Source organism: Microbacterium foliorum (genome assembly GCF_003367705.1).
In the GTDB taxonomy this organism is placed as follows: domain Bacteria; phylum Actinomycetota; class Actinomycetes; order Actinomycetales; family Microbacteriaceae; genus Microbacterium; species Microbacterium foliorum.
In genome coordinates, this window is sequence record NZ_CP031425.1 from 3,012,138 (window position 1) to 3,037,500 (window position 25,363).

23 protein-coding genes and 1 tRNA gene are annotated in these 25,363 nt (G+C 66.1%); 9 read left to right on the plus strand and 15 right to left on the minus strand.

Going from position 1 to position 25,363, the window contains the following annotated elements; all coding sequences use genetic code 11:
• Nucleotides 1–48: 48 nt before the first annotated feature.
• Nucleotides 49–621, minus strand: coding sequence for a TetR/AcrR family transcriptional regulator (locus tag DXT68_RS14265; RefSeq protein ID WP_045254175.1), 573 nt, complete (start codon nucleotides 619–621; stop codon nucleotides 49–51).
• 293 nt (nucleotides 622–914) lie between these two features.
• Here DXT68_RS14265 and DXT68_RS14275 point away from each other — a divergent pair, with 293 nt between their 5' ends.
• Together DXT68_RS14275 and DXT68_RS14280 are read left to right on the plus strand one after the other, a co-directional pair.
• Nucleotides 915–2,108, plus strand: a complete 1,194-nt coding sequence (locus tag DXT68_RS14275; protein ID WP_052677722.1) for an MFS transporter — start codon at nucleotides 915–917, stop codon at nucleotides 2,106–2,108.
• A 105-nt stretch (nucleotides 2,109–2,213) separates the two neighbouring features.
• Nucleotides 2,214–3,377, plus strand: a complete 1,164-nt coding sequence (locus tag DXT68_RS14280) for a GDSL-type esterase/lipase family protein (RefSeq protein WP_052677723.1) — start codon at nucleotides 2,214–2,216, stop codon at nucleotides 3,375–3,377.
• Nucleotides 3,378–3,532: 155 nt separating this feature from the next.
• On the opposite strand, the gene DXT68_RS14285 is transcribed toward DXT68_RS14280, so the two are convergent.
• From DXT68_RS14285 to DXT68_RS14300, 4 genes are read right to left on the minus strand one after another with little or no spacing between them, the layout of a single operon-like run.
• Nucleotides 3,533–4,942, minus strand: coding sequence for an aldehyde dehydrogenase family protein (locus tag DXT68_RS14285; RefSeq protein WP_045254176.1), 1,410 nt, complete (start codon nucleotides 4,940–4,942; stop codon nucleotides 3,533–3,535).
• Nucleotides 4,939–6,420, minus strand: a complete 1,482-nt coding sequence (locus DXT68_RS14290) for an APC family permease (protein ID WP_045254215.1) — start codon at nucleotides 6,418–6,420, stop codon at nucleotides 4,939–4,941. The genes DXT68_RS14285 and DXT68_RS14290 overlap by 4 nt, the downstream gene beginning before the upstream one ends.
• Before the next feature lie 40 nt (nucleotides 6,421–6,460).
• Nucleotides 6,461–7,777: a flavin monoamine oxidase family protein gene (locus DXT68_RS14295; RefSeq protein WP_082068931.1), complete on the minus strand. Its 1,317-nt coding sequence runs from the start codon at nucleotides 7,775–7,777 to the stop codon at nucleotides 6,461–6,463.
• Nucleotides 7,774–8,112: a cupin domain-containing protein gene (locus DXT68_RS14300; protein WP_045254177.1), complete on the minus strand. Its 339-nt coding sequence runs from the start codon at nucleotides 8,110–8,112 to the stop codon at nucleotides 7,774–7,776. Before DXT68_RS14300 ends, DXT68_RS14295 begins: the two co-directional genes overlap by 4 nt.
• 104 nt (nucleotides 8,113–8,216) lie before the next feature.
• Between DXT68_RS14300 and DXT68_RS14305 the strand changes: the two genes are divergently transcribed.
• Complete coding sequence (locus DXT68_RS14305; protein WP_082068932.1) at nucleotides 8,217–8,849, plus strand: TetR/AcrR family transcriptional regulator; 633 nt, start codon at nucleotides 8,217–8,219, stop codon at nucleotides 8,847–8,849.
• A 260-nt stretch (nucleotides 8,850–9,109) separates the two neighbouring features.
• Here DXT68_RS14305 and DXT68_RS14310 read toward each other — a convergent pair whose 3' ends face one another.
• A complete protein-coding gene (locus DXT68_RS14310; protein WP_045254178.1) occupies nucleotides 9,110–10,051 on the minus strand; it encodes an aromatic alcohol reductase in 942 nt (313 codons plus the stop codon).
• 115 nt (nucleotides 10,052–10,166) lie between these two features.
• Here DXT68_RS14310 and DXT68_RS14315 point away from each other — a divergent pair, with 115 nt between their 5' ends.
• From DXT68_RS14315 to DXT68_RS14325, 3 genes are all read left to right on the plus strand, one after another.
• Nucleotides 10,167–10,550, plus strand: a complete 384-nt coding sequence (locus DXT68_RS14315; protein WP_045254179.1) for a MerR family transcriptional regulator — start codon at nucleotides 10,167–10,169, stop codon at nucleotides 10,548–10,550.
• Nucleotides 10,551–10,692: 142 nt separating this feature from the next.
• Complete coding sequence (locus DXT68_RS14320) at nucleotides 10,693–11,301, plus strand: helix-turn-helix transcriptional regulator (protein WP_045254180.1); 609 nt, start codon at nucleotides 10,693–10,695, stop codon at nucleotides 11,299–11,301.
• Entirely contained in the window at nucleotides 11,298–12,650 is a 1,353-nt protein-coding gene (locus DXT68_RS14325; RefSeq protein ID WP_045254181.1) for a HipA domain-containing protein, read from the plus strand. The genes DXT68_RS14320 and DXT68_RS14325 overlap by 4 nt, the downstream gene beginning before the upstream one ends.
• On the opposite strand, the gene DXT68_RS14330 is transcribed toward DXT68_RS14325, so the two are convergent.
• Both DXT68_RS14330 and DXT68_RS14335 read right to left on the minus strand, forming a co-directional pair.
• The gene (locus tag DXT68_RS14330; protein WP_208856520.1) at nucleotides 12,637–13,509 is read right to left on the minus strand and encodes a quinone oxidoreductase family protein; all 873 of its coding nucleotides are present in this window, start codon (nucleotides 13,507–13,509) and stop codon (nucleotides 12,637–12,639) included. The two genes, DXT68_RS14325 and DXT68_RS14330, sit on opposite strands and share 14 nt — an antisense overlap.
• Nucleotides 13,510–13,680: 171 nt before the next feature.
• Nucleotides 13,681–15,135: an MFS transporter gene (locus DXT68_RS14335; RefSeq protein WP_045254183.1), complete on the minus strand. Its 1,455-nt coding sequence runs from the start codon at nucleotides 15,133–15,135 to the stop codon at nucleotides 13,681–13,683.
• A 94-nt stretch (nucleotides 15,136–15,229) separates the two neighbouring features.
• Between DXT68_RS14335 and DXT68_RS14340 the strand changes: the two genes are divergently transcribed.
• On the plus strand, nucleotides 15,230–15,718 hold the full coding sequence (locus DXT68_RS14340) for a MarR family winged helix-turn-helix transcriptional regulator (RefSeq protein WP_244268185.1): 489 nt from the start codon (nucleotides 15,230–15,232) through the stop codon (nucleotides 15,716–15,718).
• A 494-nt stretch (nucleotides 15,719–16,212) separates the two neighbouring features.
• Here the strand turns inward: DXT68_RS14340 and DXT68_RS14345 are convergent, their stop codons facing one another.
• Nucleotides 16,213–16,887 carry an SDR family NAD(P)-dependent oxidoreductase gene (locus tag DXT68_RS14345; RefSeq protein ID WP_045254184.1) on the minus strand — a complete coding sequence of 225 codons (675 nt, stop codon included), beginning with the start codon at nucleotides 16,885–16,887 and terminating at the stop codon, nucleotides 16,213–16,215.
• A 103-nt stretch (nucleotides 16,888–16,990) separates the two neighbouring features.
• Between DXT68_RS14345 and DXT68_RS14350 the strand changes: the two genes are divergently transcribed.
• Complete coding sequence (locus DXT68_RS14350; protein WP_045254185.1) at nucleotides 16,991–17,575, plus strand: TetR/AcrR family transcriptional regulator; 585 nt, start codon at nucleotides 16,991–16,993, stop codon at nucleotides 17,573–17,575.
• Nucleotides 17,576–18,145: 570 nt separating this feature from the next.
• On the opposite strand, the gene DXT68_RS14355 is transcribed toward DXT68_RS14350, so the two are convergent.
• Nucleotides 18,146–18,236: transfer RNA gene (locus tag DXT68_RS14355), tRNA-Ser, on the minus strand.
• 128 nt (nucleotides 18,237–18,364) lie between these two features.
• Between DXT68_RS14355 and DXT68_RS14360 the strand changes: the two genes are divergently transcribed.
• The gene (locus tag DXT68_RS14360) at nucleotides 18,365–19,141 is read left to right on the plus strand and encodes a hypothetical protein (protein WP_045254186.1); all 777 of its coding nucleotides are present in this window, start codon (nucleotides 18,365–18,367) and stop codon (nucleotides 19,139–19,141) included.
• 124 nt (nucleotides 19,142–19,265) lie between these two features.
• Here the strand turns inward: DXT68_RS14360 and cydC are convergent, their stop codons facing one another.
• Genes cydC through DXT68_RS14385 form a run of 5 tightly spaced genes read right to left on the minus strand, consistent with a single transcriptional unit; the run spans nucleotide 19,266 to nucleotide 25,307 of the window.
• On the minus strand, nucleotides 19,266–20,954 hold the full coding sequence (gene cydC, locus DXT68_RS14365; protein WP_045254187.1) for a thiol reductant ABC exporter subunit CydC: 1,689 nt from the start codon (nucleotides 20,952–20,954) through the stop codon (nucleotides 19,266–19,268).
• Nucleotides 20,951–22,618, minus strand: a complete 1,668-nt coding sequence (cydD, locus tag DXT68_RS14370) for a thiol reductant ABC exporter subunit CydD (RefSeq protein WP_045254188.1) — start codon at nucleotides 22,616–22,618, stop codon at nucleotides 20,951–20,953. The genes cydC and cydD overlap by 4 nt, the downstream gene beginning before the upstream one ends.
• Nucleotides 22,615–22,851 (minus strand): hypothetical protein, encoded by a 237-nt coding sequence (locus DXT68_RS14375; protein ID WP_156149296.1) that lies wholly within the window; start codon nucleotides 22,849–22,851, stop codon nucleotides 22,615–22,617. Before DXT68_RS14375 ends, cydD begins: the two co-directional genes overlap by 4 nt.
• A 5-nt stretch (nucleotides 22,852–22,856) precedes the next feature.
• Complete coding sequence (gene cydB / locus DXT68_RS14380; RefSeq protein ID WP_045254190.1) at nucleotides 22,857–23,879, minus strand: cytochrome d ubiquinol oxidase subunit II; 1,023 nt, start codon at nucleotides 23,877–23,879, stop codon at nucleotides 22,857–22,859.
• Nucleotides 23,880–23,891: 12 nt separating this feature from the next.
• A complete protein-coding gene (locus tag DXT68_RS14385; RefSeq protein ID WP_045254191.1) occupies nucleotides 23,892–25,307 on the minus strand; it encodes a cytochrome ubiquinol oxidase subunit I in 1,416 nt (471 codons plus the stop codon).
• Between the last annotated feature and the right edge of the window lie 56 nt (nucleotides 25,308–25,363).

Here is a 25,363-nt window from a genome sequence, read left to right on the forward strand (position 1 = left end):
GGCGTCACCCCGTGCACCCGTCGAACGCCGGCGTGCGCGGGGTGACGATCAGTCGACGCGTTGAGCTCCGACGCCCAGCCCCCGCACGATGCCGTCCAGGGCGCGCATTGCGCGCTCTGTCGAGGCGAGATCCCGTAAGTCCATCTGCCGCCGCACCAGACCATCCATTGCGGCGCCGACGAGCACCACCACATCGGGGTCGACCACACCCATACCCTCGAGCTGCTCTCGGACCGCAGACTCGTACCGCTCGTACATCTTCACTGCGAGCCCGCGAAGCCGCGGATTCCGCAGCGCCTCATTCAGCACTTCGCGCTGAAACGCAACCGCCCCGCCGTCATCCAGGCCGACCTCGACGAGGTGGTCACCCAGCTGAGGCCGCGTACCGACCAGACCTGACGGCACCGACCCGGCAAGCGAACGATCGATCGCGTACTCCATCGCCTCTTCGATCAAGCGGTCGCGTGTGCCGAAATGACGCACGATCAGGCCGTGGGTCAACCCCGCCTGCGCCGCGGCGGCCCGCAACGTGAGTCCACGCATTCCCTTCGAAGAAATCACGGCGACTGCGGCGCGCACCAACTGGGATCTGGTGCTCTCCTCGGAGGTATCTGAACTCATCTTCCGAGACTAGTTGAGGCAACCTTCGGAGCGAATGGGTTCACCACGCCCCCTATTGCACGCGTGTATCCAATCGGATACTCTTCGGGAGCTGGACTAAAGAGAACGATGGGATCGAACCGCGCGCCACCTGTACCGCGCCGAGCTCATCACCCCACGCTTCACCGACCCGAAGGACACAGATGTCTTTATCAATTCCGGGCGAGACCCCCGCCTCGGGTGCCGTCAGCGATCGCCTGTCTCGCCCCCTCACCGAGGGCGTCAGGACTTCACCCCCCGCGGGAAAAGCCCTGATGCCATCGATCGGCATCGTGAACACGGCACTGATCGCGACCCTCTTGGGCGTGACAGTGGTCCTCCTGCCCAACCAGGTCGCACTGATCGATGACGCGAACAAGGTCACGAATCTGGCGATCGTCTCGTCGGTCACACTCCTGATCACTCTGCTTGCGCAGCCCATCATCGGTGCCTTCAGCGATCGCACCAGGTCCCGCTTCGGCAGACGTGCGCCGTGGATGTTCATCGGACTCCTCGTCATGGCGATGTCCACGGTCAGCCTGGGAAGCGTGCAGACGATCGCCTTCCTCGTGGGACTCGTCACGCTTTTCCAGTTGGGCTTCGCGACGATCTCCGCCCCCCTCGCCGCGCTCACGGCCGATAGGTACCCTCCGGAACGCCGTGGCATGGTGTCCGCCTTCATCGGCTTCGGTCTCAACGTCGGCTATGCGGTGGGCGTGTTCATCGCCGGCAACCTCGCGGCCAACGTGAATCTCGCCTACACGATCTTCGGCATCGGCGCTTTTGTCGTCGGGTTCGCCTTCATCCTCGTCGCTCGAGATTCGAGCAGCCTCGACATGCCGGTCAAGAAGTTCCGCTGGACGACCTTTCTGCTCAGCTTCTGGATCAACCCCCTCAAGAACCCGGATTTCGCGTGGGCGTTCGTCGCGCGATTCTTGTTCATCCTTGGCTACTACGTCGTCTTCGGCTACCAGTTCTTCATCCTGATCGACTACCTGGCCTTGGACCTGGAAGGAGCGAACTCCGCGATCGCCGTCTTGGGTCTCGTGGCTCTGCCACCGACACTCATCGGGGCGTACGTCACCGGGTGGCTGAGCGACCGCTGGCACCGCCGCAAGCCCTTCCTCTACGCCGCGTGCGTCGCGATGGCTGCGGGGTTCATGTCCCAGTACATCGCGCCGACCATGACGGGGCAGGTCATCATGGTGATACTCACGGGAATCGGATTCGGCATGTACCTCGCCTCCGATACCGCGCTGATGACTCAGGTCCTGCCTGATATCGAGGGGGCGGCTGCGAAAGACCTCGGAATCCTCAACCTCGCCACCGGTCTGCCGCAGGCTCTGAGTGCAATCGTGGCAGCGACGATCATCACCAGCTTCGGCGGATACAGCGGCCTGTTCATCTTCGCAACGGTCATCGTCATCGTGGGTGCGATCGCTGTCATCCCCATCCGCAGCGTCCGCTAGGGCGAGGGGCGCACACACGCCATCTCCGTTGGCATTCAGCCTGCCTGATCTTCTCGAGGGACGACCCGGTGCGACGAGGATCAGGGATCACATGAGGAGGAAACGATGAACCACGATGGCTGGTTCGATCTCCCTTTGACGACCATCGCTGGGGCCCTTCGAGGAAGCGCGCACGTGAAGACGGGCGAAGGCGGAGTAACACCGTCCCACTTCACGAGCTGGGCAACCGACCGCGTGATGTCACCGGTCTTCACGGTCGTTGCGTCTGCGGCGGGTGGCGCACGGATCGAACTCGCAACTGATGCGCGCCGCATCCGCATCGACTATTCCGCCCAGCGGACCACGTACGGACCCGCCGCGCCGCGGGCGCCGTTTGCCGCGGTGTCGGACGGAGTCGTGTGGTCGCTCGGGGAGATCGAGCCAGAGGTCGGGAGCACGCTCTTCATCGATGAGCATGATCAGGTCAGTCGAGTCGATGGCCCCGAAGGGCAGGTGCTGCTCGAGCGACCTTCGGGCGCCACGAGCTCCATCGTGGACATCTGCCTTCCGCTCGACGCAGCGATAGTGATTCATGGACTCGCGGCGGACGCTCCCGTCGCGGCCCGTCCCGCGGCGGATCGCGTTCGGTGGTTGCACCACGGAAGCTCGATCAGCCAAGGAGGACATCTGAGGAACCCTCTGCACCCTTGGCCCGTCCAGGTCGCTCGCCGCTTGGATATCGCCTTGACCAATGCCAGCCTGCCGGGAAACAGCCTGCTCGACCCCTGCGTGGTGGAAGAACTGGCGGGGATCGACGCGGACGTTGTTTCTCTGGAGATCGGCATCAACGTGGCCAACTGGGACTCTCACATTTCCAGGACCTTCGTTCCCGCAGTGCACAACCTGCTCGATCAGTTCCGGCTTCGGCAACCGAACACGCCTCTGATCGTGATCTCACCGCTCTTCTGCCCTACCTATGAGAACCGCGGAGGGGTGATCCAGATGGATGAATCGGGCAGCTTTCACCCTGTGCCGAACGCACGAGATGATGCCCTCAGCTTGACTGATATTCGCGGTCTGCTGGCATCCGTGATCGCCAGCCGATCCGACGATCTCATCTTTTCGATCGACGGCCGGGAGTTGCTCGGCCCTGACGAAGAACCGACCCTCACCGATGGGCTTCACCCTGATCTCCTCGGCACGACTCTGATTGCCGATCGCTTCGCCGAGTTGGCGTCTGGCCCCGACGGGGCACTTTCCGAATTGTTCGGAACGGACCGGGATCGATAGACCGACACGGCGGAACGGATCGCGAAGTTCCTCCCGGTCAGAGCTCGACGCTCTCCACTCCTCGCACCGCACACGGGACGGAGGTCGAACTGGTGACGACCGCATCGTGCACCAGCCCGATCCCCGCATCGCGCCCTATCTATCGTTGTCGTGCCTTATCGCGAGATCACCTTCGGGGCGGCGACAGCTTTGAGCCCCGCTACGCCGAATTCCTGGCCGTACCCGGACTGCTTGGTACCTCCGAACGGAACGTGAGGGTTGAGCGCGCCATGCTGATTGATCCATACGGTCCCCGCTTGCAGCCGGGCGGCCACGTCCAGGGCTGCGTCGACATCATCAGACCAGACGGAAGCACCGAGGCCCTGCGTGGAACTGTTCGCCCGTGCGACGGCATCATCGATATCGGAGAAGCGGAGCACAGGAATCACCGGGCCGAACTGCTCCTCCACGACCAGCGAGGCGTCGTCCGCAATGTCGGCGACGACGGTCGGCCGGTAGAAGAGCGGCCCGAGTTCTTCGGCGGGCGTGCCGCCGGTGACGACAGTGGCGCCTCCGGATCGCGCCTCATCGACGAGGCGGCTCACGATCTCGAACTGCTTCTGGTTCTGCAGGGGTCCGAGGACATTTCCCGCCTCGAGTCCAGGTCCCATCGGCGTGGTCGAGGCGAGATCGGAGAGCGCATCGACGACCGATTCGTAGAGCGAGTCGTGCACGTACAGCCGCTTGAGTGCAGCGCATGTCTGACCGGTGTTGATGAAGATGCCCCAGAAGAGATCCTGAGCGATCTTCGACACATCGGTGCCGGGCAGCACGATGCCTGCATCGTTGCCTCCGAGCTCCAGTGTGAGTCGGGCGAGGTTCTGGGCGGAGGACTCGATGATCTTCCTGCCGGTCGCCGTTGAACCGGTGAACATGATCTTGTCGAGACCTGGATGCTTCGCGATCGCCGCGCCGACCTCGCGGTCCCCGACGACCACGGACAGAACACCTTCGGGAAGGTGGGCGTTGAACACCTCGACGAGCGCCAGCACCGAAAGCGGCGTGTACTCACTGGGCTTCACGACTACAGCGTTGCCCATCCGGAGGGACGGTGCGATCTGCCAGACCGAGATCATGATCGGCCAGTTCCACGGTCCGATCGCGCCCACCACTCCGAGCGGGTCGTAGTGCACCTCCGCTCGAGAGGTGCCGTTCTCGAACACGACCTCGGGTTCGAGAACGGTATCGGCGGCGTTTCTCGTCCAGGCGGCTGCAGCGCCGATCTCGAAACGGGCGTTCGGACCGTCGAGCGGCTTGCCCTGTTCCCGGGACAGGATCACCGCGAGTTCCTCAGAGCGCGCCTCGATGTCGTCGGCGATGCGATGCAGGATTCGGCTGCGTTCCTGGTGGCCGAGGGCTGCCCAGGCCGGTTGCGCACCCCTGGCGGCACCCACGGCGGCGTCGAGATCTTCGAGCCCGTGCACGGGTGCGTATCCGATCGTCTCCCGGGTCGCTGCATCCGGAATCGCCCGCCCGTCGGACTCCCGAACAGTGATGGCATCGAGAAGTGTGGTCGCAGTGGTCATGATGTCTCCTTGTCGGATGTGGTTGAGATGTCCGTGGTCGAGCGGTGTCGCTCGGTGGCGAACCCGATGATGAATGCGATCGGTACGACCGCGAGAAGTGCGACGGCGGTCGTCACGTCACCGCCGATGAGAGAGGTGAAGTTCGTCACGACGAGTGCGAGGACGCCGATCAGCAGCACGGCCGCGGCGGCGGGTGCGACCCTGGTCTGCCACGTTCCGCCTCCCGGGTGCCGCACCGAATAGGTGATCACGGCGATGGAGCACAGGATGTACAGCGTCACGAGCGCGGCGACGGCGAGTCCGCTGAACCACGAGAACAGGGTGAGCACGGGATCGAGCCCCCACACGACGAACGGCAGGATGATCAGCACCGCGAGAATCGACTGCACCCACGCGGCCGCGTGCGGTGCGCTCTGGCGATTGGTGCGAGCGAGGGCGTAGGGCAGAGAACGCTGTGTCGCCAGCGCGTGAATGTACCGGTTGATGCCGTTGTGGAAGGCCAGGATGCCGGCGAAGAGCGAGGTGACCAGGAGGACCCCGGCCACAGGCCCCGACCAGGCGCCGAGAATACCGACCAGCGCATTGAAGACGAACACGGTCGAGTCACCGGAGACGACGGCTTCTTCCGCCGCGGCGACCGCGGCGTCCGCACCGTAGAACGAGATGAACATCCACGACACGAAGGAGAAGAACAGTGCGATGACGCCGACGGAGAGGTAGGTCGCACGTGCGACGGTGCGACGAGGATCCTTCGCTTCGCCAGAGTAGATCGCCGTGGATTCGAAGCCGAACATCGAGGCGACGGCGAACATGAGAGCGACGCCCGGCGCGCCGGACATCACCGCCGCCGGCGAGAAGCTCGAGGCCACATCGATCGATCCCTCGGGGCCCCCGCCCATGATGAGCGTGCCCACCGCGAAGGCCAGGAGGATCGCCACCTCCAATCCCACGAGCACGGCGAGTACCCGCGCACCCAGCTCGATGTTGAGCGACCCCAGAACCTGTACCAGGACGATGGTGACGATCACCGGGACCCACCACGGCACGAAGACGCCGACTGTGGCGAGGAGACCGCTGAAGCTCGCGCCGTAGAGGCCGTACATCGCCGCCTGGACAGTCGCGTAGGCGACGATCGCGAGCCATGCTGAACCTGTGCCCGTCCGCCGCCCGAGTCCGGCGGAGACGTATGCATAGAAGGCGCCCTTGCCGTCGATCCGTCGCGACATCGCGATGAACCCCACGGCGAAGATGACGATGATGATGCCGATGAGCAGGTAGGCGCCGGGTGCGCCTGCCCCGTTGCCGAGCAGGATCGTCAGGGGCAGGGCGCCGGCGATGCCGGTGAGAGGCGCCTGCGCTGAAAGGACGAAGAAGAGGATGCCGAGCACGCCGACGGCACCCTTGCGAAGTGATGTGCGGTCGTCGGGATCACCTCGCTCCGCGAGGGGCGGGGGGCTCACTTCGTTTTTCGTGGACATGATGATCACCATTGATCTCTCGTAGTTGGGTGTTGCTGAATCAGGCGGACACCAGGCGGGATGCCGTGAGAACCCCGCGTGCTGCCTTCAAGCCGCTCTCGATGGCGCCATCGATGAAACCGCCCCATCCGTCGGCGATATCCGACCCCGCGAGCCGGACCCGCCCCAGCGGCTGCTGAAGCGCGGGCAGAGAGTCGGAGAGATAGCCGACTCGGTGCATCGGCCACGTCTCTCGGGAGAAGTCGTCGCCGACCCAGTCGTGTCCGGCGCTGGCGATGACGCGCAGGTCCGGCACGAGGCGGCTCAGTACCCGCTGAATCGCCTCCGGATCGTTGGGGTCGAGGGCTGATGCGTCAGGGCCGAACCCGATGACGTAAGTGAGGCCGTCGCGCACATACTCCGATTGGAAGAAGTTCAGCGGCCAATCCGCTCCACCGAGCGCCACGAACGGACGATGTTCACCCTCGACGGTGAACCAGACCTTGACGCCGAGACCGAGCTGCCCGCGGTCGGCCGCCAAGCGGACCGGTGCGGGAAGAGCCGGCTCGAAGTGGATGCGCGGCAACGTCTGCAGCGGCACCGTGACGATCACATCACGGGCGGAGTACTCAGACCCGTCGGCCGTCGACACCGCCACGGACGACTGCTCCTGCGTTATCTGGCGGACGTCGACCCCGAAGACGAAGTCCGCCGACGTGTCTTGAGAAATCGCTTCGGCGAGAGCGCGCGTACCTCCCGCGATCTTGTAGGTCGCGCACGCCTCGAAGTTCACCTTCCAATCACCATTGGTCAGCGACACCCATCGCAGCGCCTGCGTGAAGGCGGCATCTGCGATCCGCCCGTTGAAGTTGAGAGTCCAGAATGACTCGACCAGTGCGCGCCTCTCCGCGCTGATCGGCAGAGCCGCGATCTCGTCGGCGAGCGAGAGAGAGTCGAACGCCTCGACCGACGCGCTCAGGGGACGGAAAGGCTGAGGGAAGACGTCTCTGGACCGCGCGGTGAGAATCTCATTCGGCTCGTCGAGCAACTCGAGCAGCTCGTCTGCCGAGCCCGCGACAAGCTTCGAGCCGTCCCACCAGTACGCGTTCTCGGGTACCGGGCTGGGGGCAAGACCGATGCCGTAACGGCTCAGTTCGGCCCAGACATGCGGCTGGGTCCAATGCACCCACGTTCCGCCGAGTTCCAGATCCATGCCGAGTCGGCGGTCGAGCCACGTGCGGCCGCCGATCCGATCTCGCGCTTCGAGGACCAGCACCGACTGCCCTGCACGGGACAGCTCGCGAGCAGCTGTGAGGCCCGAGAACCCCGCTCCCACCACGATGGTGTCGTACGGCTGTTCCATGTCGATGTCACTCATGAGTAGACGAAGAACTCGACGGTCGGCTCGAGCACTGTCCACGTCGCGGAGACGCCCTTGTTCATCGACGCGGATCCGCCAGCAGAGACTTCGAATGCTGCGGAGCCCTCCGGCTCGATTCGCACTCGTCCCTCGATGATGTAGATGGTCTCGTCCGCATGAGCCACGACGACCATCGGACCGGGGGTCTGCTCCGGGGTGATGAACCAATAGCCGGCCGAGAGCTCGTCGCGCTCGCCCTCTCCGGGGCGGCGCACCCACTGCACCTCTCCGACCTCGAAAGGCTCACGCTTCGCAGCGTCCACACTTCCAGCGGTGATGAATTGTTCAGACATCGGCGTCCTCCTTGACGGTCCCGGCGCTTCTGGTGCACCTGCGCCCAGACTAAGCATTTGCTTAGTCTGGGCGCAAGAGCGGGTTTTTGCGGTTTAGTAGATGCATGGTTCGACAGGTCCCTCATGGCAGCGGTCGCGATCTCTTGGTGGCGACAACGGTAGGGATCGTCGCGGAGAAGGGCCTCCGCGGCATGACTTTTCGCGCGGTCGCGGAGAGAGCGGGCGTGAACAACTCGCTGATCGCCCACCACTTCGGAGACCGAGAATCGCTCCTCGCAGCCGCACTCGACTGGAGCGTCGAGCGATCGATCGAGACGACGGGTCTGCTCGACCTCGCGACGAGCGGCGCATTCGCTGATGGCCTGCTCGACTCCGTCGCCGATCGTCCCGAACTGCAGGCATTCCAATACGAGATGATTCTCGAATCCCGGAGGAACCCGCGTTACAAGCCGTACGTCAGTCGCCTCTACACCCGATACAACGAGGTCGTCCAGGCGAGCCTCAGCGAACACGGTATCGACGATCCTTCCGGCGCGATCGCCCGATCCGCATTCGCAACCCTGGATGGCGTCGTCCTGCAATTCATGGCCGGTGTGGATCCTGAGCTCCTGCGAGCGGCACTGCACAACCTCTGGCAAGGACTACTGGGCGACGACACGCGCGTTCAGCCCGGCGCACTCGCGACCGACGAGCAGCCCCACTCCAGCAATGACGTGGGTCTGCTCACCGAAACCTGATGGCTCCGTGCCGGGGCTATGCCTTTCTGTGCACGCCTCGCTGCGGACGAAGTCATCGAGACCGTCCGGCGCCTCGAGAGAGTTCTGCGCCGTCAAGGTGATCTCCGCGTACTTCGCTGCTCGACCTCACGAAGAGCGATGATCGCCTGGTGATCCACGCCTGGCTGGCGAAGCGGCGATTCATCGACTGACGCAGCGGAGCCGCGGGCAGCGCCTCGCGGCGAGATCGGCGCACTCGGCAGCGCCACCACCAGCGTCGTCTACTCGACGAGGTTCCTCTCCACCCATTCGCGCAGAGTCATGGTCGGGATGCCGTGGCGCGCGTTGAACGTGCCTTCCTTCCCCCAGGCCACGCCGCGTCCCTGTGCGAACACTGCGCGGTACTTCCTGGTCATGTTGTCCGGGTCGGCGGCGAGTTCAGCCATGAGGAGGGGCTCCGACCATACGCGCAGCGCAAACGAGCGCCCCAGACCCTGTTCCAGCGCCTCCGCCAGCTGGCTGTACGTGATCGTGTCGCCGGCGACGTAGACGATCTCGTTGCGGATCCGCGGCTCGGCGAACAGGATCGCCGCGGTGAGCGCACCGATGTCTTCCGGGGTCGTCACGGTGACGGCGGTGTCCGGGGTGCCGAGTGCGTTCACGGTGTCGTTCGGCAGGTCGACCATCCCCGACCCGGGCTCGAAGAGGTAGTTCATGAACATGCCTGTGGATATGATCACCCACTCGGTGTCGTCCTGTGATCGGAGGAGGTCTCGCACGTCGAGCTGCGAGTCGAAGATGTCCTGAGGGCTCCCCCGCCCGATCACATCGAAGTCGACTCCGAACTGCCACGGGAAGTACCGCGGGAGCTTCGCCTGCAGCGCGGCCTGCGCGACCTTCATCGGAGTGTCGAGGCCTGCGGTGATCCCCGTGCAGCCGATGACGGTGTCGTAGCCCGAGAAGATCGCCGCGAGGTCGTCGACGGTGTTCTCGACCAGGTCGCCGGGGACGATCCCGATGCCGAGGGCGCGGATCTCCGCGACGTCGCGCTGCTTCGCCGGAACGGTGGAGTCGATCGTATGGGCGCGCAGCAGCACATCCACGGAAGTTCCCGGCACATCGGCCGCCCGGCGCGCGATGTTGCGCAGCACGGGCATCCCGAGTTCACCTGCTCCGATGACGAGGATCTCCCGCGAGGCGCCGTCCCAGCCGCTCACTGACATGTGTTCTTCCTTTCTCCGGCATCTCGAGGATCGGGACGCCGTACGCTCACAAAGCGTAAACTTTGACATCACTGTCAAGGTCAAATCCAGCACCATCGAGGAAGGGCACACCGCGATGAAGATCAGCGAAGCCGCGGAAGAGATCGGAGCGCCGGCACGCATGCTGCGTTACTACGAGCAGCAGGGACTCATCGCGGCATCACGGTCGGGGAACGGGTACCGCGACTACTCCGCCGAACAGATCGATCATGCCCGCCACGTCCGTGCACTCGTCGAAGCGGGACTCTCCACTCGCATGATCAAGATCGTGCTGGACATCGAGGCGCCTGTTCCGAACCAGCAGTCGACGCACGAGAGCCGAGCCTCCGCCGAAGAGCTGGCGAGAGAGCTGCGCGTGGTCGAGAACCGCATCGTCTGCCTGCAGAAGAGCCGCGAGGCTGTCATCAGCTATCTCCAGAACTCCGACCATGCGGATCTGCTGACGACCGCACCCACGTGACCGGTCCGTGGCAGTCCGCCTGAAAGGCCTTCCCATGTAAAGTTTTTAGCACATTTGCGCCATGTTCTTTTTACGGCACCTGACGATGATGGTATATTTTTATAACCAAAACGTGCGGTGCGATTTTTCGAACACAGATGGGGTGGCCACGGTGAAGCTGCAGACACCATCAGACCTCGCGCGTATGGTCAAGAACGCCCGCGTCCAGCGCAACCTCACCCAGCAGGACGTCGCCGACGCTGTCGGCATCACCCGTCAGTCCCTCGCCCGCCTCGAACGCGGCAACGGCGGCACCTCCTTCGACACGGTGTTGCTCATCCTCGACCACCTCGGCATCCACCTGGACGCCACCACCGAGCGCCGCATCCCTCGCGCCACGACCGTCGCGACGGGTGCCGCCCAGGCAGCGGCCGACGCACTCGCCACGCGCATCACACCGCTGATCGGCTCGGGCACGCTCGGAGCACTCGACAAGCAGCTCCTTGGCTCGCTCCCTCGGATCGCCCCCTCGCTCCCACCCGAATTCGACACCTCTGGCATCCTCAAGCAGATCGAAGCGAACCTCGGCCCCGCTACGCTCGCCTCCATCCGCGAAGCCTCCCGCGGACTCACCGAGCGTCTCACCGTCCCGGGCTCCGTCCTCATCGATCCGCCTCGCGCGGTGGAAGCCGGCTCCAGAGCCGCCGCGGATGCCCGAACGGCGGAAGCCCGAACGGACGCCGACCCGCATGCCGAGGCAGGTATCGAATGATCCGCGCCCTCAACGTGCACCTCTACGACACCCACGTCGCCACGATCACCCGGCGGGGCGAGAACCTGCAACTGCGCTACCTGCCCGAATACGTCGAATCGGACACCCCAGTCCCCATCTCTGTGACACTCCCCGTCGTAAGTCCCCCCTTCGGGAACGACGAGACCAAGCGGTTCCTCGACAACCTCATGCCGGACCGCGCTGATGTTCGTTCCCGGTGGGCGCGGCAAGCGAAGCTGACCAGCGACAGCACCTTCGACCTGCTCTCCGTCTACGGAGCCGATGTCGCCGGCGCACTCGAGTTCTACCCCGCAGGCACATCACCCAGGCAGGAGGAGAACCTGACGCCGCTCACCGACAGAGAGATCGGCGACCGGATCAGGCAGATCCGTCGAGACGATTCCGATTGGTTGCAGCACCGCGCAGTCGAAGAAGGGTTCTCGCTCGGCGGCGCTCAGGGGAAGTTCGCGCTCACCCTTCGCGACGATCAGTGGTTCGAGCCGTCTGGACGGCAGCCGTCGACACACATCTTCAAGCCGGGCATCCAGCCGCTGCCCGGCTCCGACGTCACCGAGCACATCACGCTGCAGGTCGCACGCCTGCTCGGGATCGACACGGCCGCATCCGTGATCGCCGAGTTCGACGGCGAGCACGTCCTCATAGTGGAACGCTTCGATCGCTTCGAAGACAACGGCGCCATCAGCCGAATCCACCAGGAAGACCTCGCTCAAGCTACCGGGACGTCGCACGTCCAGAAGTACGAATCCGACGGCGGCCCCGGCTACCGCGACATCTTCACCGTCTTCGACCGCAACCTCAGCGCTGCGGACGCCAGGACCGCCAAGGAGCGGTTCGCGAAGCTGCACGTCTTCTCCTGGATCATCGGTCACAACGATGGGCACTCCAAGAACTACTCCCTCACCCATGTGCCCGGTCGTAGCGTGCTCGCCCCCTTCTATGACCTCAACAGCTCGCTCCCGTTCACGCAGCGAGAGCAAGTCCTCGCCCACGAACCTGCGGTCTTCGACGACGTCGAGCTCGCTTTCGCAGTCGACGGCGCGAACACACTCGGCACCTTCAATGGCGACAGTATTCGACGCCTCGAAGCCGACGCAGGGCTCGCCGAAGGGTATCTGCGGGACTTCGCCCTCCAGGTCGCCGCGGGCCTCCAGCCCGCCGTCGCTGTCGTCACCGAAGCAATCCCCGATCGCCTGAACGAGCTCCCCTCCGTCGCGCTCTACCCGCACGCCACTTACACGCAGACCCTGAGAGTCTTTGACGCCCTGAGTGCGATCAGTCATTCAGGTGCACTGCTCGAGGGGACTGCCGCACGGCCTAGGCGACTCTGATCGTGGCTTTGCCCGTCGTCACACCGGCGTGGAGCTTGTTCAGAATCTCGGTGGTCTGCGCCCAGCGACCCGTTCGCGTGAGGTCGACCCGGACCGTTCCTGTCGTGACTGCGTCGAGCGACCATCGCAGGGAGTGGGTTCCGTGTTCGGGGAATGCGGCGAGCCAGGCGCCGACGTTGAATCCGGCGGTGGTCTTGTTCTGCAGCCAGTGCGCGAGTGAGCTGATGGTCACGTCCGCTGCTTGCGAGGCGTTGCCGACCTTGATGAGACGTCCACCTGACCGCAACATGCGGAGTGCACGTGTGGCTGCTTCTCCTCCGACGGGGTCGATGACGAGGTCGTAGGCATCGTCTGGGATGGACGCCAGGTCGGTGCGGAGGTAGGTGTTGTCGTATCCGAGGCGGTGCCCGATCGTTTGCTTTTCAGGTGTGCCGACGACCGCGTCGATGCGTCCCCCTCCGAGCGTCCGAGCGACCTGGAGGAACTGTGAGCCGAGCCCACCGGCACCGGCGTGCACGAGCATCGATTCTCCGGGGGTGAACCTGGCCACGGTGGTGAGCGCGAGGTGGGCGGTCACGGTGTTGGTCGGCACGACCGATGCCAGCTCGGGAGTCAGGCCCTTCGGGAGCGGTACGACGAGCGAGGATGGGGCACAGGCGACTTCGGCCAGTCCGCCCGCATTGGGGAGGAAGGCCGCCACGCGCTGGCCGCCATGCAGATTGACGACGTCCTCGCCGACCTCGCGGACAGTTCCCGAGACTTCCAGGCCCGGCACGAATCCGGCGCTGCTCTGCATGAACCCGTTGGCCCAGAGTGCGTCGATCATGCCGAGACCGGCGTACTGCACGTCAATGCTCACCCGGCCACGGGCTGGACGCGGAATCGGGAGGTCGAGCTCGTGAAGATCGGTGGACTCATCGGTGGTTCTGACGGCGTAGGCGCGCATGCTGGAGCCCTTTCAATGCATGGAGGATAAGTCGGGTGCTCGGGGCCGAGGTGTCCGGGGGCAGGCCCTCGACGCAGTCCTTCTTCACTGAGCTGTGTTGAGTGAAGTCGTGGGGACGGGATTCGGAATGACCTGGTCCGCAGGCTTCCCGGGTAGAAGGAACCCGAGGATGGCAGCGACAAGGAGCGCGATAGCGCCGTTGACGGACATGGCCATGGTCAGCCCCGGCAACATCGCGTTTGCCACTGTGGGGCTGTTGGTTGAGACGGATGCGGCGGCGATTGCAGCCATGAGAGGCGTGCCGAGAGCAATGCCCACCTGCTGTGCGGTGGAGGTGAGCCCGGTGGCGAGGCCCTGCTCGTCATCGGGGAGGCCGCTGGTGGCGGTGACCGTGTACGCGATGATCGATCCGATGTGACCGAGGCTCCCGATGATCAAGAAGACGCCGACGAGGATGAGTGACCATAGAGCGTCTGAGCTCCTTGATGCGACAAGAGCACCGATCCCTTGGAGGACCAAAGAAGCTACGAGAACGTTCTTCTGCCCGAATCGGCCGATGAGGCGAGGGACCGCCGAGGCGCCGCCGACCGAGATCACTCCGATGAGGGCGATGATCGCGCCGGTGGCGATTGCAATCAGTTGCAAGACGTCCTGCAGATAGAGGGTCATCAGGTAGGTGATGGAAGACATCATCGCGAAGGTGGTGAGTCCGCCAAGGTTGCCAAGAGAGACGGTGCGGCGGCGCAGGGTGCGGATGCTCACGAGTGGCTGCCGCTGTCGCGATTCTACGAAGGCAAAGATCACCGCAAGGAGTGCGCCGCTGATGAGCCAAGACAGAGCGGTGACGCTCACGATGCCATCGGTTCCGGCTCGCGTCAGCCCGTAGACGATGAACACCAGAGCGGCGGTGATGAGAATCGCGCCGCGGAAGTCGAGCCTGGTCGCCTTGTTCTTCGGATCAGGGCCGAAGAAGCGCGGGACGGCGAGGAGGACGAAGAGGGCGACGGGGATGTTGATGAAGAACGCCCAGCGCCAGGAGACGGCGGTTGTCAGGGCTCCACCGACGAGCGCACCAGTGGTGAATCCGGCTGAGAGGAGGGCGCCGTTCAGCGCCAGGGCGCGGGATCGAAGAGGGCCTTCTTGGAAGGCTGTCGTCAGCATGGCGAGTGCCACCGGGGCGGCCATTGCGGAGGCGACGCCCTGGACGACTCTGGCGGTGATGAGCAACTCCGGTGTCTGCGCTACACCGCCGAGGACAGAGCCGATGCCGAGCAGGATCATCGAGACGAGCAAGAGTCTTCGGCGTCCAGTGAGATCACCGAGTCGGCCAAAGAACAAGCTGAGGCCAGCTGCAGGGAGGGCAAACGCCGTGATGATCCAGTGCAAGTCCTCCACGCTGAAACCGACGTCCCGCCCCATGGCGGGGAGGGCGACATTCAGAACCGAGAAGTCGACTGCCAGGGTGAAGGTGGCCGTAGCCAGCACCGCCAGCTGCCATCGTTGACGAACGTCGAGCCGGATTAGTGAGGCTGCTGTCATGGCGACTCCTGTAATCGTTACCTGTTGAATGACAGCGATCTGTCACAGGTGGACAGTAGCAGGGTACGATCACTAAGTCGAGTATTGGCAAGACGTGAACGGGGAATTGATGACGGATGCGGGCGAGGGGGTCGCGGCTCTCGAGGCGGAGGTGAGCTCTCGGATCGGCACGTTTCTCAAACGTGCGGAACAGGCCCTGATTGCCGAGAAGACTCGGGTTCTTCGGCCGTTCGACCTGACCGTCGCGCAGTATGCAGCGATGCTGGCCTTGCATTATGCTCCCGGCCAGTCTGCGGCACAGCTGGCCCGCGCGGCCGCCGTCACGCCTCAGACCATGGCTGCGGTCTTGGGGAGCCTCGAATCCAAACAACTCATCGAGCGGGTCGTGTCCACCTTGCACGCCAAAGTCCTCGTCGTCACCTTGACCGACGCCGGGGAGGACCTCGTGATGAAGGCAGATGTCGAAGCGAAAGCCGTTGAAGCCCGACTGAAACGAGCCTTCACCGCACCGGAGTCAATGGCCCTCATCTCGTTGCTGGAGCGCAGCATCGACGCGCTGGCCCCGATCGCCGAGGTTCCCTGACCAGTCTTGGCCGCCGACCCGCCCGCTCGAATCGGCACGACCCTCTCACTGCATGTTGCAGCAGCGCGTCGCGGCTAGCCGTGCGGGAGGCTGCATTCCGAAGGCGTCGGTGTCTGGTTTCAGGACATCGTGAACGGGTGGCCACGCACGAGATCCCCATCACAGCCGTGACCGTGCAACATCGACGACTCCACGATCATCACCCTCGACACCGGCGAAGTCCTCGCCGAGTACATCCTCGACCCCACGAAGAACTACCAACGGAAAACGGCTGAACCCCCGAAACCGGGGGGGGTTCAGCCGTTCAGGATATCCCGAGACATCACACTCACGGGTGAGGTGCTCACCAGCACCGAGCTCGACGTGACGCCGAGCGAGATCGTCCCGGCAGCAGGCTGATCCACCGATGATCGCAGAGAGAGGGGATGCAGAGAGCATTCGCCCCCGGCACCCCCTCGGTTGCTGCTACTTCTGCAGCCGTCGAGGTCGCTGCGTCACGCCGCAGGATAGGGGTGTTCGGCGCCGTCTCGCCGGGTGTAGATGTCCCAGTAGTGCTCGGCGATGGTGTCGGCCTGACTCTCGGGGCCAGCGGCACCGATCCAGGTAGAGATCGGCACGTGCGCCGCGTACACACCGGTGCCGGCGGTGACCTGGTTCAGTTTCATCACATAGGCGCGAAGGGCGGCGGTGGCGATGGCGATGTTGCCGAACTCGGGCGGCCCGGCGAGCGGGTTCTTCGAGGATCCGCCCGTGGTGAAGAGGAGGGCTCCCGAGTCGCGTCCGATCATGTCGGGCAGGACCTGCTGCGCTGCGGCAAGACCGCCGTAGAGGTAGTAGTCCAGTTCGGGCTGGATGTTCTCCACCGTCGCATCCAGCGGAGCGACCATGGCTTCCGGCGACATTCCGGGCGAGGGCGAGAACTCCAGCACGTCGACGGGTCCGTACCGTTCCTCGATGCGGGCGAAAGCCGTGACCAGGGACGGCCTGTCCGTGATGTCGGCGGCGAAGCCGGCGGCGTCGATGCCTTCCTCGCCGAGTTCTGCGGCGAGGCGGTCGAGCGTGTCCTGGGTGCGGGACACGAGAGCGACGGAGAAGCCGTGGCGGCCGAACACTGTGGCGATGGAGAGGCCCAGTCCGGGGCCGGCACCGACGATGGCGATGGTGGGCATAAGCGGATTCCTTTCGAGCGAGGCCAGGATAAGTGGAATCTGGGCTCCGGATGATCATCACACAAACGGAGTGAGATTTCCACTTAATGGGTAGACTGCTGACATGCCCACCCCGACAGAGAAGACGAGGCCCCTGCGCCTCGACGCGGAACGCAACCGTGCAGCGATCCTCACTGCGGCGGCGACGGTGTACGCCGAGCGAGGTTCTCACACGTCGTTGGAAGAGGTCGCCACGTTGGCCGGCGTCGGAGTCGGCACGGTGTACCGCCGTTTTCCGACCAAGGGGCTGTTGATCGAGGCACTTCTCGAGGCCACCATGCGCGACTATGCGGAACGCATCGAAGCGTTCGCCGTGCAGGCCGAGACCGAGCCGTGGGAAGCGCTCCGGGGGCACGTGATGTCACTCGTGCACATGCAGGCGAAGGACCGGGCGTTCAGCGAGGTGATCGCCGATCCCGCATCGAGCTCGGACGCCTTCCGGGATCATCATGACCGGGCACTGCGCGCATCACTCGCGCTCACCGCACGGGCGCAGAGCGCGGGCGTCCTCCGTGAGGATTTTCACCACCGCGACCTGCTGATCCTCACTCGCGCCAGCCACGGCGTCGTGGCTGCGGGAGACCCCGACGGTATCGGCGACCCCGTGCGCCTCGCAGAACTGTTCCTCGACGGGCTCCGTCGTCACTGACCCTGATCGTCCGCATGCGCGACCCAGGGCGTGACAGGCGGGGCCGCCGACCCACGGACCCGTCGGGGCGGCAGGGCGTACGCGGACAGGATGTGATCGATCTGATGGATGCCCTCGAGATCGACTGTACGGTCGTGGCCGGCTACGACTGGGGCGGTCGAGCCGCGTGCGTCGCCGCCGTTCTCCTTCCTGAACGGGTCGACGGGCTGATCACCGCATCCGGCTATCCGATCACGGACATCGCGCGGTATGGCGAACCGGCTGACCTGCCGACGAGAAGCTCGCGTTGTACCACTACCACTTCCGCTCCGGGGCATGGAGGCGCTTCGGATCGACGCTCCCGCCGAACGCGGAGGTAGAACCTTCACGACCGAAGAGCGCCGACCTCGTCTTCCTGACGATCACCCGCCCAGACTGGCACGTGGACCAATACCGACGCATCAGCGCGGACCGCGACGGATAGCCAAGAACCTCAGGAACCGCGCTCGAGCACGTCGCAAAAGGTGCACCAAAAATGCACCACGCCCCATCCCGGATACGGGAAAACCCCCGATTTCTCGGGGGCTTCCATGGCGGTGACGGTGGGATTTGAACCCACGGTAGGGGGTTACCCTACACAACTTTTCGAGAGTTGCACCTTCGGCCGCTCGGACACGTCACCGCGGACTAGCTTACGACAAGCCGCGCCACGGCGCGAATCGGAGCGTGGGGTTATCTCCGGCACGGCCCCGAGACCGACAGCGACCGCCGGATTAGGATGGCCTAAGTGACGCGACGGAGGGACGAACCATGGGTTTCATCACATCGGAGGCGCTGGCCGAGACCGGTTACGTGGTGCTCGACGACCACGACCAGGCATCCGACCCCGCCGAGTGGCTCGACCTCACCTACATCCCCTGGCGCTCGTCGGGCGTGACGCGCTTCGCCCCTCTGGCGAGCTACGCCGGCGAGATCGAGTGCAACGGCTTCTGGAACCAGACCCCGCCCCGCAGCGACAAAGACGGCGTCTGGGTCGAGTCGCAGGTCGCCATCGCTCCCACCCTGCAGCGACGGGCACTCGAGTCGGGCGCGGGAGTCGGACGCTGCCGGGTCATCGAGCTGCAGCCCAACGAGTATGCGGATGCCGTCTACAACCTGCATCAGGACGACAACAACCGGCTGAACGAAGAGGGCACCGGCTGGGTCGTGCGGGGGTACTACAACCTCTCCGACGACACCGACTCGCTGCTTCTGCTGCGCTCGGACCGCTTCGACCCGGCGACCGAGATCCGTCTGCCGCTGCGTCAGGGGTCGCGGATCATCGTCGACACCCAGCGTTTCTGGCATGCCGTGTGGCACCGGGGCACGGCGCCGCGGTTCGCGCTGATCACCTCGTGGACATCGGGTCCCGAACTCGACGCCTACATCGCCGCGAACCATGGCGACCCGCATCCCCCGACCGTCGACCTCGACCCGCGCCTCGTCGATGACGCACAGGTCGAACTGCACCGGCGCATCGAGGAGCGCCGCCGCGTCTTCGAAGCCCAGGGCATCGTCATGGAGCCTCGCGCCGACCTCAGCGTCTGACCGGCACCACCGCTCTCCGTCTGCACCCGGTCGTTGAGCGAGCGCAGCGAGACGAAACGCGCCCCCGCTCGACGACCACACCGCACCCGTCCGTTGAGCGAGCGCAGCGAGACGAAACGCGCGCTCACACCGGAACGGTGCGCCCGCCCTCGAGCCGCACGACACGATCGACCGTCCCGTGCGGCGGCTCGACGTGCGAGATGAGCAGCACCGACTGGTCGCCCGCCGCCTGCAGCAGATCGTTCAGCAGCGCATCGGAGGCATCGGGATCGACACCGGCCGTCGGCTCGTCGAGCACGAGCACGGGGAATCCGCGCAGCAGCGCCCGCGCCAGCGCGATCCGCTGCGCCTGACCACCCGACACCAGACCGCCGCGATCGCCGACCCGAGCGTCCAGGCCGCCGCGCTCGCGCACCCAGGCGCCGAGGCCCACGCGGTCCAGCACGGCCAGCAGCTCCTCGTCGGTCGCTGTGTCGCGCGCGAAGAGCAGGTTCTGGCGGATGTCCTCGTCGAACAGCTGCGGCGCCTGCTCGCACAGGCCGATCGTTCGCCGCAGGGCCGGTCCCGACATCCTCGATGCGTCCATGCCTCCGACGGAATACTCGCCGTCGACCCGCAGAAAACCCACCAGAGCCGCCGCCAGAGAACTCTTGCCCGCCCCGCTCGGCCCCGCGACCAGCACCCGCTCCCCCGGCTGCAGGTCGAGATCGACGCCCCGCAGCGCCGACGTTCCTCCGGGCCACCAGGCTCGCACGTCTCGCAGCCGGAGCGCCGGCACTCCAGGGATCTCGACATCCTCACCGTCGTCGGATCGCAGCTCGGCGGGTGCCTCGGACGGCAGCACATCGACGATCCGCTCCGCGCTCGAGCGCACACTGCGCCACGACGCCGCGGCGATCGGCACCGCGCCGAACACCTCGAACACGACCATCGGAACCAGCACCGCGACCGCGAGCCACGGCCCGTCGATCACCCCGGTCGCGAGCCCGGGCGCGGCGACGGCGAGGGCCCAGACCGACGCCGCACCCGCGACGGCCGAGACGACCCCGGCGGCGATCGCCTGCGCGAGCGAGGCTCTGCCGACGGCGCGGCGGAGCTCGGCATCCGCCTGCGCGACCCGTTCTCGCGCCTGAGCCTCGGCGCCATACGCGAGCAGCACGTCGAGCGCACCGAAGTAGTCGGTCAGCGCCGCCGACAGATCGCCGCGACGACGCGAGACCGCCGCCTCGGCCCGTGATCCGAAGAGCCAGCCGAGCCCGACGGCCGCGGCCGCCGCGATCACCAGGCACGCGAGGAGCGTCAGCGCCGCGGGCACCGACACGAACAGGAGGAACACGACCGCCCCCGACGCGACGAGGCCCGCGACCGCGAGCGGCTGCACCACCCGCAGCGGCAGGTTCTGCAGGTTCTCGACGTCGTCGACGAGCGCGGACTGCACGCGTCCGTGATCGGTGCGCCCGAGACCTGCCGGCGACAGCGGTGTGAGGCGTCGCACCATGTCGGCACGGGTCGAGGCGAGCTGCCGCAGCGCCGCATCGTGTCCGCTCAACCGTTCGAGATAGCGGGTCACCGCCCGCGAGACGGCGAAGAAGCGCACGCCGACGACCGCGATCGACAGCGGAACGAGCGAGTCGACGATCGAGGCGCTGACGATCAGCCAGCCGCTCACCGCGAGCAGGCTGACCGCGGCACCGGCCGAGAGGAACCCCCAGATCAGGCCGGGCAGGAACCGGCGGGCCGGCGGTTGCGCCAGACGCAGGATGCCGCGCACGCGCGCCTCGACGCTCGGTCCCTGTGCCGGTCGAACGCTCATACGCCCACCCCCAGGGCGACGACGCGATCGGCGATGTCCCTCGCCGAGCGGCGGTGCGAGACGAGGATGACCGTGGCTCCGGCATCCGCCCGGGCGCGCAGCGACGCCCAGAGCCGCGCCTCGGTCTCGGAGTCGAGCGCACTGGAAGGCTCGTCGAGGGCCAGCAGGGAGTGCGGGTGACGCCCCTGTCGATACAGGGCGCGTGCGACCGCGACGCGCTGCGCCTGTCCCCCCGAGAGGCCGCTGCCCTGCACACCGAGCTCGACCGCCGGATCGACCTCGTTCGCACAGGCATCGTCGAGCGCGTGGCGGATGCCGTCGGCATCCGGGGCGACGTCGCCCAGCGCGACGTTCTCTGCGACCGTGCCGCGGCTGAGCTGTGGCCGCTGTCCGCTCCAGGCCAGCCAGTCCGCGGGGGCGAGGGTGCGCACATCGACGCCGCCGACCGTGGCGGTCCCCTCGAACTCGGTCGCACCGCGCAGAGCGGCGAGCAGACTCGACTTGCCGACACCGCTCGGCCCCTCGATCAGGGTGACGGTTCCGGGGGTCGCGGTGAACGAGACGGGCGCAAGGTCGCGCACCCGGAGGCCTGAGACGACCAGGTCTCCCCCGGCCGCCGTTCGCGATTCAGCATGAAAATCTCCGGGGCCGGACTCACGGCCACCGGCACGCGGTTTCCCGACATCTCGTGCTGAATCGTGAACGCCGCCCGCCTGAGCCCCTGCCGCGTCGAGCACCTCGAACACGTCCTCAGTGGCCGCGACGCCCTCGGCCGCTGCGTGGAACTGCACGCCCACCTGGCGGATCGGCAGGAACGTCTCGGGCGCGAGCAGCAGCACGAACAGACCGACCTCGAGCGACAGATCGCCCGACAGCAGCCGGAACCCGACCGCCACCGCGATCAACGCCACGGCCAGCGAGGCGAGCAGCTCCATCGCGAACCCCGACAGAAAAGAGAACCGCAGCACCTTCATCGTCTCGCGGCGGTACTCGTCGGCCGTGGCCTCGATCTGGGCGGCGGCACGGCGCTCTCGGCCGAACAGCCGCAGCGTCGACAGCCCCTGCACCGTGTCGGCGAAGCGGGCGGCGAGGCGCTGCAGCGTCTGCCACTGCGTGCGCTGCACGGTGCGGGTGGCGATGCCGATCAGGATCAGGAAGAGCGGGATCAGCGGCAGGGTGATGAGCGCGGTCAGACCGCTCGGCCAGTCCTGCCACCACATCACCGCGAGCAGCACCGGCGTCGCGATGACCGTGAGCACCAGCTGCGGGATGTATCGGGCGAAGTACGCGTCGAGCGCCTCGAGCCCGTGCCCCGCGGTGACGGCGAGACCGGCGCGGTTGCGCTGCGCGAGCCACCCCGGTCCGAGGCGGCCGATCGCGGCGATGAGCGCGGCGCGCAGCTGCATCCCGGTCTTCGCCGCCGCACGCGTGCCGGCGGCATCCGACCCCGCGATGAGCACCCCGCGCAGAGCGGCGAGCGCGAGCAGCCAGAGCAGCGACGGCATCACGTCGCGTCCGGCGAGCGCACCGGTGACGGCATCGGTCAGCATCCACGCGAACGCGATGGTGACCGCGGTCTGCGCGACGCCGATCATCCCCGACAGCAGCAGGAAACCCCGCGCGGCGCTCGCATACCGGATCAGGCGGATGTCGACCGGCTTCATCGGACAGCAGCGCGTTTCGTCTCGGGCACGCTGCGCGCGGCCTCGCTCAACGACCGGGACCCGAGCGCGCTGCGCGCGGCCTCGCTCATCGAGCGGGTCTCGAGCACGCTGCGCGCGGCCTCGCTCAACGAGCGGGTCTCGGGCACGCTGCGCGCGGCCTCGCTCAACGACCGGGACCCGAGCGCGCTGCGCGCGGCCTCGCTCGATGAGCGGGTGAACGCAGCCTCATGCAACCGATTCACGCGTGGGCCGGAGCCCCCTCGATCGAGCGGCGGGTGACCCGCTTGCGGAAGATCCAGTAGGTCCACGTCTGGTAGGCCAGCACGAGCGGCAGGGCGATCAGGGCGGTCCAGCTCATGATGGTCAGCGTATACGGCGTGCTCGACGCGTTCTCGATCGTGAGGCTGAAGGCCGGATCGATCGTCGACGGCATCACGTAGGGGAACAGCGCCGCGAACAGCATCACGACAGCGGATGCCACGCTCACCGCACCCGCCGTGAAGGCGCGTCCGTCGCGGCCGCGCAGCGAGAACACGACCGAGCCGATCAGGGCGAGAGCGGCGACGAGCCCGCATCCGACCACCATCAGCATGAGCGGTGCGTCGCGCTCCCAGGCGATGCCGATCGTCCACAGCACCGTGCCTGCCGCGGCCAGCACCGTCGGGCCGGCCGCGAGCTTCACCAGACGGCGGGCGTCTTCGTGCACGGGGCCATCGGTCTTCAGCGCGACGAACAGCACCCCGTGCAGGAAGAACAGCAGCAGGGTCGTGGCTCCGACGAGCAGCGCGTACGGGTTCAGCAGCGCGAAGAACCCGCCCACGTAGATGTGGTTCGCATCGATCGCCACGCCCTGCACGATGTTGCCGAAGGCGACGCCCCAGAGCAGCGCGGGCACGGCCGAGCCGATCACGATCATCCGATCGAATCCGGCCTTCCACTGCGCGCTCTCGCGCTGGTGCCGGTATTCGAACGACACCCCCCGCAGGATCAGCGCGAGCAGGATCAGCAGCAGCGGCAGGTAGAACCCGCTGAACAGTGTCGCGTACCACTCGGGGAACGAGGCGAACAGGCACGCGCCGGCGACGATGACCCAGGTCTCGTTGAGATCCCAGATCGGGCCGATCGTGTTGATGACCTGGCGCCGTGAGACGTCGTTCTTGCCGAGGAACGGCAGCGACATGCCCACGCCGAAGTCGAACCCGTCGAGCACGAAGTAGCCGACGAAGAGGAAGGCGACGATCCAGAACCACATGTATTCCATGACTGCTCCCTCTCAGTACACGACCGACGGCAGCTGGGCCGTCTCCTCGTGGGGCTGCTCTTCGGTGTCGGGGCCCTTCTGGGCCGCGCGGATGATGAGACGGATCTCGACCACGGCGAGCGCGGCGTAGATCGCGGTGAAGGCGATCAGCGAGATGAGGACTTCGACGCCGCTGACGCCGGGCGAGACGCCGTCCTGGGTGGTCATCAGCCCGAACACGATCCAGGGCTGTCTGCCCATCTCGGTGAAGACCCAGCCCATGATGTTGGCGACGAGCGCCAGCGGGAACGACCAGATCGCGAGCTTCCACATCCACGGAGCCGGCGGCTTCTTGGCTCCCTTGCGGGTGAGCCAGAGTCCGACGACGGCGACGAGCGCGGCGGCCATGCCCAGGCCGATCATCCAGCGGAACGCCCAGTAGGTCACCCAGAGGATCGGGGCGAACTCGGTGAGACCGGTGTCGGCGAAGGTGGTGGCGTACTCGGCGTTGAGGTCGTTGATGCCGTGCACGCAGGCGTCGAACGTGTGGGTCGACAGCAGCGACAGCAGGTACGGCACGCGGATAGAGAACAACTCGGAGCTGCCGTCGGGCGTGCCGAGCGTGAAGAGGCTGAAGGAGGCATCCGGTCCGCACACCGTGTTGAAGGTCGCCTCGGCGGCCGCCATCTTCATGGGCTGTGCGGCGTACATCGCGAGACCCAGCTGGTCGCCGGTGAGTACGACGCCCGCGGTGGAGAAGATCATCGCCCAGAGCCCGAACTTCAGCGAGATGCGCATCGTGTCGAAGTGCTGTCCCCGTGCCAGGTGCCAGGCCGAGACCGAGATGACGACACCGGCCGCGAACATCAGCGCGCCGAAGATCGTGTGCGGGAACGCCGCGAGGGCGACGGGGTTGGTCAGCAGAGCCCAGAAGTCGACCAGCTCGGCGCGGTTCGTCACGGGGTTGTACTCGTAGCCGACCGGGTTCTGCATGAACGCGTTGGCGGCGATGATGAAGTACGCCGAGAGGATGCTGCCGATCGAGACGCACCAGATGGTGGCCAGGTGCAGCTTCTGCGGGAGCTTGTCCCATCCGAAGATCCACAGCCCGATGAACGTCGCCTCGAAGAAGAAGGCGAGCAGTCCCTCGAAGGCGAGCGGGGCGCCGAACACGTCGCCGACGAACCGGGAGTAGTCCGACCAGTTCATGCCGAACTGGAACTCCTGCACGATGCCCGTGACCACGCCCATGGCGAAGTTGATCAGGAAGATCTTGCCGAAGAACCGCGTGAGGTGCAGGTACTGCACCTTGCCGGTGCGCACCCACGCGGTCTGGAAGATCGCGGCGACGAGCGCCATGCCGATCGTGAGCGGCACGAAGAGGTAGTGGTAGACGGTGGTGAGTCCGAACTGCCATCGGGACAGGACCAGCGGGTCGAGCCATTCCATGAGCCACTCCTTCTTCGCGCCCTGGTGCCACGCTAATGACGGGCCTGCCGCCCCCG